The organism is Thermodesulfobium narugense DSM 14796, from assembly GCF_000212395.1.
GTDB classification, from domain to species: Bacteria; Thermodesulfobiota; Thermodesulfobiia; order Thermodesulfobiales; family Thermodesulfobiaceae; genus Thermodesulfobium; species Thermodesulfobium narugense.
In genome coordinates this window covers 581,711-596,750 of sequence record NC_015499.1, presented here as the reverse complement: position 1 = coordinate 596,750, position 15,040 = coordinate 581,711, and the positions used below count along the sequence as shown (strand labels likewise).

Below are 15,040 nucleotides of genomic sequence, written 5' to 3'. Positions count from 1 at the left end.
ATAATTTACTTAAAGATAATTATGAATTCCAAAACCTAACTTTACTCGACTAAAGAACTTTATCTAAATAATCACTTACATTCTCATACATTTTTGCAAAGGAAAGACCTTCTATTTTGTTAACAAGCTGATTTGAATAGGTTCCAGTTTTAACTCCTGCAAATTGTACAGGTAGTCCCTTTTCTCTTGCCCTTACAACCAGTTCGAGATCATCCAAAGTATCACCTACATAAGTCATCTGTGAGCAGTTGTTTATAACAAACATCTTTTCAAGAGGGGTAGGATCAGGTTTTTTAAAACCGCTATCATCAGTAAAATAAAATTCATTCAGCACAATTAGATTAACTGCCCTCAAAGCAACTTCAGCTTCTTTAAAACATCTTCCAGAATAGATTCCTATTTTTTCTCTATCTACAGAATAATTGCAAAAATTTATCAACGGCTTCTCTTGATAAATAAATCCATTGAAAAAGATATATTTTGGCTTCTCCAAATATATCTCAAAAAAAAGTTTTTCTCCAAGATAATATTCTTGAAAGATTCTCTTAACAAATTCATAAGCAATTTCTATTTTAGGAGGTTTATTATTTTTCTTAAAATAGCTTTTCAAAATTTCCAAAAACTCTGCTTCGTCAAAAGTAGGATAATCCCAACTAACTGCCAAAAGAGCATATGTCAAATCCCAATCGTTATTAAACCCCCCCAATGACTTTAAAAAACTAATATGTTCGATGTTACATTTTGCGCTCTTACCAAATAAATTCCTCACAAATTCAAAGGTTTTAATCGTAGATTCCACGAAAGAACCGTTAGTTTGTATTAAAACTCCATCTATATCAAAGACTATAAAGTTACTCATTTAATATTCTGCTAAGCTCCTTTAGTAAAATATTTGTATCAGAACTTCTACCAGCAGAAATCCTGATAAAGTTAGGCAAATATGGAAAAAACCTTACTAAAATTTTTCTTTTTCTAAGTTTTTCAACAATATCTTTAGTAGGTTTATCAAATTTTGCCAATAAAAAGTTAGCTTCTGTAGGATAAACTCTAATGCCCATTTTTAATAAGCCATCGTAAATTCTATTTATTTCGGCATTAATAGCGTCAATATTTGACTTAAATAGACTACTATTTTTAAGTATAATGCTTCCTGCCACCTGCGAAAAGTGAGATAGTAGATATGGTAATCTTACCTTTTCAACCTCGTCAATAAGAAACTTATTTCCAAAAGCAAATCCCATTCTCACTCCTGCACCCGAAAAGGCTTTAGATAAGGTTCTTAATATCAAAACATTTGGATATAATCTAAATTTATCAACAAAACTTTTTTTACTAAATTCACAATAAACCTCATCAATCAAGACAATTCCTGGGGTGCTATTAATTATATTTTCTATATATTCATCTGGGAAACAGTTTCCTGTCGGGTTATTAGGGTTACATATCACAATTACTGAAGGCCTTTTTTCCTTCACAACATCAATTACTTTCTCAATAGGCATAGTAAAGTCTTCATTTAAAGGAATTTCTATATATTCAATTCCTAAATTCCTTGAGGCTATCTGGTAAGTATGAAATGTTGGCCAAAAGGAGAGAACAGGACCATTATTTAATGCAAATGCCATAATTACATTTTGAATAACCTCATCACAACCATTTCCCACAGTAACCTCTTCAGGTTTAATTTTGCCAACGTATTGACTAAATGCCTCTTTTACAGAACCGCACCATGCATCAGGATAATGATTCAACCGAAGGCTAGAAAAAGCATTAATAATTTCTTCCTTTACCTGCAATGGCAAATCAAATGGACTTTCATTCCTATCAAGCCTAATCGCATCTTTAACCTCTACCGGCCTATAAGGCTCAATCCCTAAAAGATCTTTTCTAAAAAGCGTCATCTTTTATACCTGCTTGAATAGAAGCTGCGTTAATTACATTTTCCATCAAAGACATAATAGTTAAAGGCCCAACTCCACCCGGTACTGGAGTGAGATAACCAGCAACGTCAAAAACATCCTCAAAATCAACATCTCCAACTATTTTACCTTCTATCCTGGATATTCCTACATCAACTACTACTGCACCTTCTTTTACATATTCTCTATTTACCATTTTTGCCCTTCCAGTAGCAACAATTAATATGTCTGCTTCTTTACAAATATTCTTTAGGTCTTTAGTTTTAGAATGTACAATTGTTGGTGTAGCATTTTCATGCAAAAGCATCAAAAAAATTGGAAGGCCAACAAGTTGGCTTCTACCAAGAATTACGGCTCTTTTTCCAACAAGATCGATTTTGTATTCTTTCAATAGGTGAATTATTCCACTTGGAGTACAAGGTCTCAAACCAGGCATGTTTTTATATAGCAAGCCACATGAAAAAACGTTTAGGCCATCCACATCTTTCTCAGGACTAACCAAAGATAAAACTCTCTCTTTGTCAATTCCTTTAGGCAAGGGTAGCTGAACTATTATCCCATTTATTTCTTTGTCTTTATTTAGAGAAGATACTCTATTCTCTATTTTCTCCTGATCTAAACCTTCCTCTTCTATAAGAATGGGTTTTATACCCAACTTCTCACACATAGCAACTTTCTTTCTAACATAAACCTTTGACGCTTCATCGTCATTGAATCTTGCTACTGCAAGACAGATGTTTACTCCTTTTGCTTTTAGATTTTGCACTCTTAAACTATTTTTTTTCTCCCATTGACTAGCAACTTCTTTTCCGTTTAATATAATTGCACCCAACTTTATCATCTCCATATTTTTTATTATGATACTTTATTATAAGACAATAAGGCAAAAAAAATGTAATTTATTTTATTATTATAAAAAAATTTAAAGAGGAGAGCGTAGAATGGAAGAGCATAAAGAAAATTTAAGATTGCTAGCAATTAGGGGAGCTACCACTTTATTAAAAGATGATCCAAAAGAGCTAAGAGAAAAGGTTATTGAGCTAGTTACCAAAATGGTCAATGAAAATGATGTAAAAGAAGAAGATATGGTTAACTTTTTTATCTCTGTAACTAATGATATTCACTCTGAATTTGCAGGAAAATTTGTAAGAGAAACATATCCATCTACTCCAGTTTTTGGTGCATTAGAGACAAATGTCACTAATGCACCAAAAATGTGTATAAGAGTGCTCTTACAGTGCTACAGCAAAAAAGCAAAAAACCAGATAAGACATATATTTCTTAATGAGGCATCAAAATTAAGGCCAGATCTTATAAAGGAGTAAAAGTATATCATACTCATATCATACTATCTCTTTATTACTTATTTTAACAATGTTATCTATATCCAGTTTTATTTGTTTTTTTAACGCAGCAATCGAATCAAACTTTATTTCGTCTCTAATTTTAGATTTAAAATAAACCGTAATAACCTCCTGGTAAAGATTGCCTTCAAAGTTTATTACATGTACTTCAATAGATCTCTTTTTCCCACCAACAGTCGGTTTTATACCAATGTTAAGTGCTCCCAAGTACCTTTCACCAGCAATTTCAACCTCAGCAGAATAAACCCCTGATTGCGGGACAATTTTATACTCAGGCAGTCTGAGATTGGCAGTAGGAAAACCTAAGAATGTGCCTATGCGATCTCCATGAATTACTTCTCCGGAAACGAAAAACTCCCAGCCAAGTAGTTTGTTTGCTTCATCAATCTTCCCAGATATTATAAGTCTTCTAATCCTTGAGCTTGAAATTGGAACTCCGTCAAATATATATAAGTTTGCAACGTCTACATTAAACCCAAATCTATTCCCAAGCTCTTTTAGAAGATTAACGTCACCACCCTTTCCACGTCCAAAATGAAAATTTTCCCCCTCAACAATTGTATTAATTTTGAAATTGCTACAAAGAAAATTAATAAATTCTTCTGGAGTAAGTTTAGAAAGCAGTTCATCAAATTGCAAAACTATTACTTCATCAACGTGTTCTAACAACAGTCTTATTCTTTCCTCAATAATAGTAATAAGTGACAAATTCTCTATACTTTTAAAAAAGATCCTCGGATGCGGTTCAAACGTTACAACGCTAATTAAATCTTCCTTATTCTTTCTCATTTTCTTAAGTTGTTTAAATAACAATTGGTGTCCTAGATGTACGCTATCAAACGTCCCAATGGTTAAAAATCTTGAGCCATTTTTGTTTTCTTTTCTGTAAATTCCTCTTATCATATAATTATCACCTTATTAGGCTTCCAAATTTTTTTTTCACCTTTAGATTTTTCAGCTAGGCCTAAAAATGTTCCAGAAATACAAAATATTCTTAATATTTCAAAATTATCAAAATCCTTTTTTATCCAGATCTCCTGACCAGCCACAAATTTCTTGGCATTATCATAGTTTAATACCACAACAGGTATGTGTGACAACATCTTGTTTACAGGAGTTATAACTTTAAAATATTCTCTTTTTATAATCAAATCTCTTAATTTTTCTAGACTAATACTGTCCTTAAGATGAAAATCCCCCGATACCTCTCTAAGCAAAAACGTCATCGTTCCAATAGTACCCAACTTTGTAGAGATATCTTCACATAAAGTTCTAATATAAGTTCCAAAAGAACACAAAACTTCAAACCAAAGTGAATTTTTATTTCGTTTAATAAATTTAAGCTCTTTAATATTTACTTCTTTATATCTTTCAGGAACTACTTGATTTGCTCTTGCCAGCTCATAAAACCTCTTGCCATCAATTTTAGCTGCAGAATAAGAAGGTATTTTTTGTGGATAGCGACCAATCAGATCAGAACAAACAGAAATGATCCTTTCATCAGAAATATTTGGAACAGTTTGAACATCTAAAACGTCGCCTTCTTGATCTCCTGTAGTGGTCTTGAACCCCAAAGTGAGTTCAAAGAGGTATTTTTTATCGTTGTTTTTAATATGTTCACAAAGCCTAGTGGCTTTCCCTAAAGCTATAGGCAACACTCCAACTGCACAAGGATCAAGCGTTCCAAGATGTCCCATCTTTATATCTGCACCAAGTTCATCTTTAAACATCTTTCTTATCAAATCAACGACTTCAAAAGAACTTTTATATTTGTCTTTAAAAATGTTTAAAAAGCCGTTAATCACCAAAGACCTCTTTTTTCGTATAGTTCAAAACTAACTCAACTACTTCATCAAAGTTTCCCTCAACAACAGCTCCCGATGCCTCAGGGTGTCCTCCACCCCCAAAGTGTTCAGCAATAGAATTGAGTTTTCCTGTATTTTTCCCTCTAAAACTAATTTTTACTTTGCCTGGTTGATCCTCTCTAAAAACTATCGACACTCTGCAATCCTTTATTCTTCTTAGCCATTCAATAAGTCCTTTAGTAATATCGGGTTCTAGTGAAAAATTTACAAAATCTTTATATGATATAGGAAGCCATGAAATGCCCTCAGAAGCCTTTAGCTTAGATAACAAAAAACCCATTTTTGAAATACTGCTTGCATCTCTTTCATAATATTTCATAACCAAACCCATATCAGCACCATATTCCAATAATTTTGAAGCAACTTTCAAGCATTTTTTATTAGTATTTGTATAATAAAATCCACCAGTATCATAGTGTAAAGCAAGATATAAATACGTCGCTACCAGATTATTTATGTCATGCTTCATCTTTTTTATAATATCAAAAACTAAAACAGCAGTTGCGCTAGCAGTGATGTCAACATATATATTAGTAGAATCAAAGTACGGCCCATGATGATGATCAATTATAAAAAAATTCTTATATCTAGGAAAAATTTCTTCATATGGTTTCCCTATTCTTTTCAATGAAGAGGCATCAAGTAGTATTGCCACTCTCGAAAAATCAAAATCATTGCCACTATATACGTTTTCCATGCCTGGAAAATCCACAACACTATTTGGTGTCCTGTAGGGTTTTATAAATCTTACATCTTTCCCTAACGACTTTAGGAAAAAATATAAGGCCAGACTAGAACCTATAGCGTCACCATCAGGTTCTAAGTGTGTAAAAATATCAAAAGAGTTGTAGTTGCTTAATAAGTCTAAAATTCTAGGGGGTATTTTGCTCAGAACTATTCACCCATTTCAGTGTTCAATTTTTTTAAGTATTTCGAATATCTTATCTCCTCTTTCAAGAGAATTATCTATAGCAAAAAGAATTTGCGGTGCGTACTTTAAACCAATTCTTCTTGCTAACTCTCCTCTTAAAAATCTTGATGCAGAAACAAGTCCTTTCATCGTTTCTTCTTTGGATTTCTCATCCCCGTATATGCTAACCCAAACTTTTATATTTTTGTGATCGCTCGACATATCTAATTCCATAATAGAAACCATACTTTTAATTCGAACGTCCTTAAGTTCGTATAATAAAACAGCAAGCTCTTTCCTAATTGTTTCTTTCAATCTTTCGGCTTTTACACTCATTTTATTTTAAACCTCCTATAAGAGTAAGAACAAAAATTGATTTAATAAATCTCAATGTTATATGAAATAAGCCTAATATCAGGCCTATCAAGAAAAAAATTAATATAATAGTCATAAAGTCTATGTATGTCCACTTCGTTCTCTTTTACCGCTGATAAATATAAAGTGCTAGATCTAATGTTCTTATTTAGAATTTCAAGCACACTGATATTTTGCTTTTTTATATTTGAAATAATTGCTTGCATAATTTTTCTATGTTCCTTTATGCTAACAATATAAGGAAAATAAAGCTCAAATTCAATTAAACACGTTCTAATCATAATATTCCATAAATAAAATTTAAATTTTCTACAGCTTTAAGCTTAAATTAATGCTTATATAGTTAAAATCAACTCTACACAAAGATGAATCTGAAAAATATTAACAAGCTACTTCTACTAATTTATATATCTCAAAAATATCGTTTTCCTTTATATCATGGAAATCTTTTATCGAAATTCCACATTCATATCCCTGATTCACTTCTTTTACATCATCCTTAAATCTCTTTAAAGAAGACAATTCACCCTCATGAATAATAACATTATCCCTCAAAACTCTTACTTTTGCATCTCTTGTAACCTTTCCATCCACAACATAACAGCCCGCAACAAGACCTATTTTTGGAACTTTAAAAGTCTGTCTAACCTCAGCCCTTCCAAGTATTGTCTCTTCATATTTTGGTGGAAGTAAGCCCTTGATAGCTTTCGAAATATCTTCAATAAGATCATAAATAACCCTATAAGTTCTAATATCAATACCTTCTTCAGAAGCAAGCTTCAAAGCAGTGTTTGATGGTCTTACATTAAAACCAATAATAATAGCCTGAGAAGCAGAAGCAAGCATAACGTCAGATTCAGAGATTCCGCCGGTTCCAGACGATAAAATACTTATAGTAACATTTTCTTCTTTAATCTTAGCCAAAGACGTAAGAATAGCCTCTAGCGAGCCTTGAGAATCAGCTTTCAGAATAAGTTTTAACTCTTTAACCTCAGATAGATCTGTGCCCTGAACAAAACACGATAAAGTCGGTTTTTTCATTCTTTGTATTTGCAGCTCTTTCTTCCTGTTAAGCATTTTTTCGGCCATTAATTTTGCTTCCTTATCGCTTTTTACAGCAATCAAACTATCTCCTGCTTCAGGAACCATATTGATACCTAGTATTTCTACAGGCGTAGAAGGTCCTGCTTCTTTTAATCTTTTACCTCTATCATTAATTAATGCTCTTACTTTTCCGCTAGCAGCACCTACACAAACAAAATCTCCTACTCTCAAAGTTCCTTTTTGAATTAATACAGTTGCTACAGGACCTCTATTTTTTTCTAACTTTGCTTCTAAAACCAAACCTCTTGCCAAAGTCTTTGGATTAGCTTTATATTCCATTATTTCTGCCAATAACAATATCATCTCTAAAAGCTCGTCTATACCTTCTCCTGTTTTAGCAGAAACTTTAACAAATATGGTCTTCCCACCCCATTCTTCAGGAATCAGGCCATATTCAGTTAGCTGTTGCATTATCTTCTCTGGTTGTGCCCCAGGCTTATCAATTTTATTTATTGCAACCATTATCTGAACCCCTGCTGCTTTTGCATGTTGAATTGCTTCAATAGTTTGAGGTTTCACTCCGTCATCAGCTGCCACAACCAAAATCACTATATCAGTAACGTTTGCACCTCTTGCTCTCATAGCAGTAAATGCTTCATGACCTGGAGTATCAATAAAAGTAATCTTCTTACCATTAATCTCTACCTGATATGCACCAATCTTTTGTGTAATTCCACGAAATTCTTTTGATGCGATTTTTGTTTTTTGAATTTTATCTAAAAGCGTTGTTTTGCCATGGTCTACATGCCCCATAACAGTAACAATGGGAGGTCTAGGTTGCAAATCAGCAACGTTTTCAACTTCAGTCTCTTCAAAAGTTAACGATTCTTCTTCTTTTAATTTTGGTTCGTAACCAAATTCCTTTACTACGCTTTCAATAAGACTTATATTTAAAGCTTGATTTATAGTTGCAAGTGTTTTAAGCTTTATTAATTTTTTTATAACTTCGCTCTCTTTTACGTTAATTTTCTGCGCAATCTCTCTAGGAGTCATGCCATCTGATATATATAAAATCTTTTTTTCCTCAACTTTCGGCTCTTCGATTACTTCTGTTTCCTTTTCTTTAGTTGCAAGCTCCGGTGCTTCTTTTATAGCAACTTTAGTAGCATTCTCTTTTTGCAAGTCCTTATTTTCAACCTCAACTTTTTCAATTTCTTCTTTTTTAGTTTCCTTAGAAACCTCAACTTTATTTTCAGCTTCAATAGTAGATCTAACCATAAACTCTTCTTCTTCTCCTACAGAAGACAAAGAAGATTTAACAGTTACTCCCAAACCCGAAAGAATTTCAATTATTTTTTTAGAAGAAACACCCAGTTCTCTTGAAAGCTCATATATTCTTTTCAATCAGTGCTCACCTCCTCGACTTTGTATTATTATATTTTTAAAATATCTTTCAATTTCATTATAGATCTTTGTATCCACATTTGTTTTAAGAGATTTTGCAATCATATTTTTTTTCTTAAAGTTGCCAGAACTTATACACGAAAAACAAATATAACAACCTCTACCAATATTTTTCCTCTCATAATCAACAATTAAACCATCATTTTTAATCTTCGCTATTCTAAGCATATCTCTTTTTGGAAAAAATCTCCCACAAAAAATACACTTCCTATGTTCCTTAATCATATTTGAACTATTCTTCTATCTTAATATCAATTTTATAACCAGTTAATTTATGTGCTAATCTTACATTTTGTGCATCTTTACCAATTGCCAATGAAAGCTGCGATTTATCTACATAAACTCTTGATTCTTTTTTAACCTGATCTAATATCTCTACCCTCTTAATTTTAGCAGGAGACAAAGCACTTGCTATATAAATTTTTGGATCTGGATTGTATAAAATTACGTCAATTTTTTCTCCTCTAAGTTCTTTTGTAACATTTTGTATTCTAGAATTTCTTATCCCCAAGCAAACACCCAACGGATCAACATGAGGGTCCCTTGATAAAACCGCTATCTTAGTTCTGCTACCAGGATCTCTTGCTATTGACACTATCTCCACAATACCTGATCTAATTTCCGCCGATTCAAGTTCAAATATCCTCTTAACCAAATTTGGATGACTTCTGGACAAAATTATTTCAACATCTTTCTTTTGCTTTTTAACCGATAAAACATAAAAAACGTATCTTTCGTTAATGTTATATTTGTCTTGAAAAACTGTTTCTTTTTGAGGCAGTATTCCTTCAGCCCTTCCAAGCTGCACTATCCAATTTTTCCCCTCAGGTCTTAAAATTTTGCCAGAAATAACACCAAAGACTCTGTCTTTAAATTCTTCAAAAACAGCATCTCTTTCAGCCTCTTTTATTTTCTGCTGCCAAACTTGCTTTGCTGTCAGGGCAGCAATTCTACCAAAATTTTTAGGATCTACCTGTATCTCTATAGTTTCGCCAATATTAACTTTAGGATCTATTTCCCTAGCCTGTGTTAAGGATATTTCATCAAAGATATTATTTACTTTATCAACAACAGTTTTCTTAACTACTATTTCTAAAACTCCAGTGTCAGGAATTATTTTTAAAGAAACGTTTTTTGACGGATAATATTTTTTATATGAAGCTAAAAGAGCTGATTCCAAAGCGGATATCATAGCAGGCAAAGAAACGCCTTTCTCTTTTTCTAATTGCTCAAGAACGTGTAAGTCAATTTTCATTGCCTATCTCCCTTAAACCTGAAATGTATTCTTACTTCTTTTACGTCATTTCGGTTTATCTTTTCTTTAGATTTTCCAGTGTTGACAATAATATAATTGCCATCACTATCAATTCCTTCAAGTATACCAATAATAGGACTAATATTTGGTTTTTGAAAAATTACTATTATTTCTTCACCTTTAAATCTAGTAAAATCAGAATCTTTCTTTAACTTTCTCTCTATTCCAGGAGAGGATACTTCAAGATAAAAACTCTCAGGAATTAAATCATAATAATCCAATATAGCACTTAATTTTTTTGATACCAATTCACAATCGTCAAGAGAAATGGGCTTTTCAAGGTTATCAATGAATACCCTTAATATCCATCTCTTGCCTTGCTTAAAGTATTCTAGATCATAGAGTTCAAATCCTATGTCTAATAATACTTTTTCTACTATATTAAGTAGTTTTTCTTTAATATCTTTTGATTTCAAAAAAAATCTCGTCCTTTCAGATTTTTAAAAACACAAAGAGTGGGTAATTACCCACTCTAGCTAAAAACTTAAAATGTTATAATAAATTATCTTGTTTGAAAATATTATATCATAATAGTTAAAATTTAACAGGAGGAAATATATTTTTAACTTTACTAAAAAAAGCTCTCCCATCAAGATAATACCACTAGGTGGAATCGAAGAAATTGGCAGAAATATGACACTTTTTGAAAGCGAAAGGTCGCTAATTGTACTTGATTGTGGGATAAAATTTCCCGATCCAAGTTTCGAATCCTCACTTTTAACAGCTGATTTCCAATACGTAATTGACAAAAAGGACAAAGTAAAAGCACTGTTCATCACACATGGACACGAAGATCATATTGGTGCAATTCCATTTCTATTAAAAAAGGTAAATGTACCTATATATGGCACCAAGTTAACACTTGGAATGGTAAGAGCAAAACTAAAAGACTATAAAATATCTTCAAAGGATGTAACTTTTCATGAAATTAATTCAAATGAAATTATTTTTGTTGACGATATGTTTGTCGAATCTTTTCACGTTAATCACAGTATCCCTGATGGGGTAGGATATGCTATTCATACCCCACACGGAACAATAATTCATTCTGGCGACTTCAAATTCGATCAGACTCCAATAGATAGAAAAACAACAGAATATAACAAATTAGTATCAATTAGTTCAAAGGGCATAGACCTCTTGATGCTTGACATTACAAACGTTGAAAGAGAAGGATTTACTCCATCCGAAAGGGTTGTAGGTGAAAAGTTCTTTGATGTATTCAGGAAGGTAAACGGAAGAATAATCCTTACAACTTTTGCTTCGAATATCCATAGAGTACAGCAAGCAATTAACGCATCAATCGCTTTCGACAGAAAATTTTGTATTCTCGGCAAAAGCATGATAAATACTGTCTCAATAGCAAAAGAACTAGGATATTTATCCTTTCCAGAAGAATATCAGCTAAAGCAACATGAATTGAAAAATCACCCACTTGAAAAAACCACAATAATCACAACAGGAAGTCAAGGAGAACCGCTTTCGGTTCTTACAAGAATAGCAAACAATAATCACAAAGACGTTAAAATTTTCCCAAACGACACTGTTATTATTTCAGCATCACCAATTCCAGGCAATGAAACTCTTGTTAACAAGACTATAAACAAGCTCTTTAAGTTAGGAGCTGAAGTTTTATACGAACCAAATCACAGGGTACACGTATCAGGTCACGGCTCAAAAGAAGACATAAAGCTCCTAATAAATTTAGTAAAACCAAAAAATCTTTTACCATTTCACGGCGAATTTAGACATATGAAGCATTTTTCTGATCTCGCACAAAGTCTTAGTTATTCTAAAGAGAATATTATATTAGCAAAAAATGGAGCAGTAGTCGAACTGAATAACGGGGAAGTTAAAATAGTTGACGAAATTGCGATTAGAAATATGATTGCAAGCGGTTCAGAAATAATTGAATTTAATAAAAGTTCTTTCCTTGAAAGAAAAAAAATATCAGACGAAGGACTAATTTTGATATCACTAACGTTTGATCCGGAAAAGTTCAAAATATTAGCTGAACCAAGAATAAAAACATTAGGTCTGAAAAATCAAGAAAATATTATTCAAAAAGAAATTGAATCGGCAATATATTCTTTCTTTTTAAAAAGTCCAAAAATAGAAAATACCCAAAAACTTGAAGATAAGATCTCCAATTCAATAAAAGAATTAGTTTTTAGTCAATATAGAAAATACCCTGCTATCTTTATACAAGCTATTAAGTTAAATAGCAAATAGTTTTTTTAAATTAACTTTATTGAAAAAGTTTTCTACCAAACCCAATCAAAGCTTTTGCTTCATGAATGCTTTTTCCCTCTGCATAGATCCTCACTAAGGGCTCAGTTCCAGACGGTCTTATCAAAAGCCAGCTTTCATCTTCCAAAATATATTTGATTCCATCAATAGTAGAAATCTCAGAAACCTTTTTCTCACCAATTTTCTTTGCTGGATTTTCAATTAAGTCTCTAATTTTTTTTCTTACCTCTTCGACTGAAGTTTCTAGTTTTAGATCATATCTGTCATATTCAAAAAAACCAACCTTATCATATATTTCATCAAGCTGTTCCATTAAAGACTTCTTTGACATAACAACTGATTCTATCAAATAAAGTGAAGACAAAAAACCATCTCTATCTGGAATGTGACCAAGAAACCCAAAACCTCCACTTTCTTCTCCTCCCATCAATACATTACCTTCGCTAATCATCTTGGAACAAATATATTTAAAGCCAACAGGCAATATTTCAAATTCTATATCATAGAGCTTGCACAATTTATCAACTAGGACGCTTACAGCAAAGTTCTTGAGAACTTTTCCTTTTAGCTTTCTACTTGTAACCAGATGATTAAGCAGTAGAACATACGTTTGTTGAGAAGTAAAAATAGTGCCAGAAGCATCACAAGATGCCACCCTATCTCCGTCGCCGTCGAGAGCAGTGCCTAGATTTAATGAATTAGAAAAAACTTCATACGAAAGTGGGCCTAAAAGTTGAGGAATTGGCTCAGGCCTTGACCCCTTAAAATATGGATCTCTTTTGTTCCTTACAGGAAATACCTTTATATTTAGATCTGACAAAAGACTTGAAAGATAACCCGATCCTGCGCCATTCATGCAATCAATGGCAACTTTAATGCCTGATTCTTTAATGGCATTGATATCAACGAATTTTAATATAGAATTTTTGTAATTTTCAAAAAGATTTTGGACTTTAATTTTTCCTTTTTCATTTCTAAATTTATAAGTTTTAATTTTTTCCAAGTTAGATTCGACCTTTGATGTGAATTCTTTTGATGCAGAACCGCCAAAGCTTTGTTTTATTTTAAAACCGTTATAATTATACGGATTATGACTTGCAGTTATCATTATACCTACTGCGCAAGACTTATCTTTAACAGAAAATGCAAGTGTGGGAGTTGGTATAAAATTATCAGAAATTATTACGTCAAAACCTACACCTGACAAGACTTCAGCAACGTGGTTTGCAAAATCTTCGGAAAAAAACCTTGTATCATAACCAATAACACAGGTTTTATTTAAGGAATTTTCTTCTTCTAAAGTAATAGCTAAAGCCAATGATACTTTTTCAAGATTTTCAAAAGTATAATCTTGAGCGATTTTTGCTCTCCAACCATCAGTTCCAAATTTTATATTCAACTTTCTACTCCTTCGCATTTCAGAATATAAAACTCATTAAATATTATATTATACAAATTAATTAGTAAAAAACATCAAATAAGAGATATTTGCTCTTGCTTCACTCCCTACCAAAAATCTATTATCAGCAAAAAGAACAGAAGAATAGCCGCCATCTAAAAGCATAGCATCTTTTAGACCAAGATTTTTCAATGAGTTTGCAAGTTCATTCAAAGTACAACCTGGCCATGAAACAGAAAAAACATAAATATTAGACAAGGAGTCAATTCCTAAACCAGTTCTCATGTGATTTCCTACTTTAATATCGTTTACTATATATTCTTTTTTGCATGACTGTAAGGCAACGTTTTGTCCGTTATAAAGCAACATAGGACCGCCCGAAATATAGAAATCCAAATTGCTATTTATCATTGGCTCTATACTTACTCTAATTCTGTCCGTAGGCACAAGGTTGTTTAACACATCCAAGTCGTGATTAGCTAGCAAAATATATTCTCCCCGAGAAGGCATTGCACTCCTAGTATAAAGATATTCAAAAGTTCCATCTTCATTTATTTTTAGCAATATGCCAGAAGTAGGCAAAACAGGTCTCAAATAACCATTCGTGTACAATATATTTTCGTAATAATTTTGTGGTCTATTTATCCCATCAAGATATAAAACCCTACATTTTGAAGAAGAGCTGCAAATATCAAGCTTAACTTTATATTTTAAATAATTTATGCTTGCAGTATTATTTTTATAATAAAAAAATGTTGCTCTATTATCGCCCATATAAGATTGAGGTTCACCGTGCATGAACAAAGCACCCAAAAGCTTATTAGAATAAAAAAATGTGCCATTTATAAGTAAAAAAGGATTATAGTAGTTAACCACGTCTATTGCTCTAATAGGATAATCATTTAAATATGGCACTACACGAACTTCTTTTGGGTTAAACTTAAAAACATATAAATGTGCACCATTAATAGAATATTCATTCTTAGTATAGGCATCAGATTTATTTTGATAAAAAAACAATATATAAAAAACAAAAAACAAATAAAAAAGGATTTTTGTAGCTAACAAAAAGGAATTTATCGATTTCTCACAAAAGGAAGTAGCATTTTTTATCCAAACCTCTTTCACATTCACC

Annotated in this window: 16 protein-coding genes; 2 read left to right on the top strand and 14 right to left on the bottom strand. The window is 32.1% G+C overall.

What is annotated here, in order from left to right; all coding sequences use genetic code 11:
• Positions 1-49 precede the first annotated feature (49 nt).
• The 3 genes from THENA_RS03105 to THENA_RS03095 are packed head-to-tail and all read right to left on the bottom strand — an operon-like array spanning position 50 to position 2,751.
• A complete protein-coding gene (locus THENA_RS03105) occupies positions 50-859 on the bottom strand; it encodes an HAD family hydrolase (RefSeq protein ID WP_013755980.1) in 810 nt (269 codons plus the stop codon).
• Positions 852-1,901 (bottom strand): histidinol-phosphate transaminase, encoded by a 1,050-nt coding sequence (hisC, locus tag THENA_RS03100; protein WP_013755979.1) that lies wholly within the window; start codon positions 1,899-1,901, stop codon positions 852-854. Before hisC ends, THENA_RS03105 begins: the two co-directional genes overlap by 8 nt.
• Positions 1,888-2,751, bottom strand: coding sequence for a bifunctional 5,10-methylenetetrahydrofolate dehydrogenase/5,10-methenyltetrahydrofolate cyclohydrolase (locus tag THENA_RS03095; RefSeq protein WP_013755978.1), 864 nt, complete (start codon positions 2,749-2,751; stop codon positions 1,888-1,890). Before THENA_RS03095 ends, hisC begins: the two co-directional genes overlap by 14 nt.
• 109 nt (positions 2,752-2,860) lie before the next feature.
• On the opposite strand from THENA_RS03095, the gene aroH reads away from it, so the two are divergent.
• Positions 2,861-3,244: a chorismate mutase gene (gene aroH / locus THENA_RS03090; protein WP_013755977.1), complete on the top strand. Its 384-nt coding sequence runs from the start codon at positions 2,861-2,863 to the stop codon at positions 3,242-3,244.
• Positions 3,245-3,262: 18 nt separating this feature from the next.
• On the opposite strand, the gene THENA_RS03085 is transcribed toward aroH, so the two are convergent.
• From THENA_RS03085 to THENA_RS03045, 9 genes are all read right to left on the bottom strand, one after another.
• Entirely contained in the window at positions 3,263-4,186 is a 924-nt protein-coding gene (locus tag THENA_RS03085; protein WP_013755976.1) for a bifunctional riboflavin kinase/FAD synthetase, read from the bottom strand.
• A complete protein-coding gene (gene truB, locus THENA_RS03080) occupies positions 4,183-5,088 on the bottom strand; it encodes a tRNA pseudouridine(55) synthase TruB (RefSeq protein WP_013755975.1) in 906 nt (301 codons plus the stop codon). The genes THENA_RS03085 and truB overlap by 4 nt, the downstream gene beginning before the upstream one ends.
• Positions 5,081-5,983 carry a DHH family phosphoesterase gene (locus tag THENA_RS03075; protein ID WP_281054584.1) on the bottom strand — a complete coding sequence of 301 codons (903 nt, stop codon included), beginning with the start codon at positions 5,981-5,983 and terminating at the stop codon, positions 5,081-5,083. The genes truB and THENA_RS03075 overlap by 8 nt, the downstream gene beginning before the upstream one ends.
• Before the next feature lie 72 nt (positions 5,984-6,055).
• On the bottom strand, positions 6,056-6,394 hold the full coding sequence (gene rbfA / locus THENA_RS03070; RefSeq protein WP_013755973.1) for a 30S ribosome-binding factor RbfA: 339 nt from the start codon (positions 6,392-6,394) through the stop codon (positions 6,056-6,058).
• Positions 6,395-6,435: 41 nt separating this feature from the next.
• Positions 6,436-6,714, bottom strand: coding sequence for a DUF503 family protein (locus THENA_RS03065; protein WP_013755972.1), 279 nt, complete (start codon positions 6,712-6,714; stop codon positions 6,436-6,438).
• A 100-nt stretch (positions 6,715-6,814) separates the two neighbouring features.
• On the bottom strand, positions 6,815-8,881 hold the full coding sequence (infB, locus tag THENA_RS03060) for a translation initiation factor IF-2 (RefSeq protein WP_013755971.1): 2,067 nt from the start codon (positions 8,879-8,881) through the stop codon (positions 6,815-6,817).
• A complete protein-coding gene (locus THENA_RS03055) occupies positions 8,882-9,166 on the bottom strand; it encodes a YlxR family protein (protein WP_013755970.1) in 285 nt (94 codons plus the stop codon).
• A 7-nt stretch (positions 9,167-9,173) separates the two neighbouring features.
• The gene (gene nusA, locus THENA_RS03050) at positions 9,174-10,196 is read right to left on the bottom strand and encodes a transcription termination factor NusA (protein WP_013755969.1); all 1,023 of its coding nucleotides are present in this window, start codon (positions 10,194-10,196) and stop codon (positions 9,174-9,176) included.
• Positions 10,193-10,672, bottom strand: coding sequence for a ribosome maturation factor RimP (locus THENA_RS03045; protein WP_013755968.1), 480 nt, complete (start codon positions 10,670-10,672; stop codon positions 10,193-10,195). Before THENA_RS03045 ends, nusA begins: the two co-directional genes overlap by 4 nt.
• A 142-nt stretch (positions 10,673-10,814) precedes the next feature.
• Between THENA_RS03045 and THENA_RS03040 the strand changes: the two genes are divergently transcribed.
• Positions 10,815-12,488, top strand: coding sequence for a ribonuclease J (locus THENA_RS03040; RefSeq protein WP_321162722.1), 1,674 nt, complete (start codon positions 10,815-10,817; stop codon positions 12,486-12,488).
• Positions 12,489-12,504: 16 nt separating this feature from the next.
• Here THENA_RS03040 and THENA_RS03035 read toward each other — a convergent pair whose 3' ends face one another.
• Positions 12,505-13,905 carry a phosphohexomutase domain-containing protein gene (locus THENA_RS03035; protein ID WP_013755966.1) on the bottom strand — a complete coding sequence of 467 codons (1,401 nt, stop codon included), beginning with the start codon at positions 13,903-13,905 and terminating at the stop codon, positions 12,505-12,507.
• A gap of 57 nt (positions 13,906-13,962) precedes the next feature.
• Positions 13,963-15,033: a phosphodiester glycosidase family protein gene (locus THENA_RS03030; RefSeq protein ID WP_013755965.1), complete on the bottom strand. Its 1,071-nt coding sequence runs from the start codon at positions 15,031-15,033 to the stop codon at positions 13,963-13,965.
• Positions 15,034-15,040: the final 7 nt, after the last annotated feature.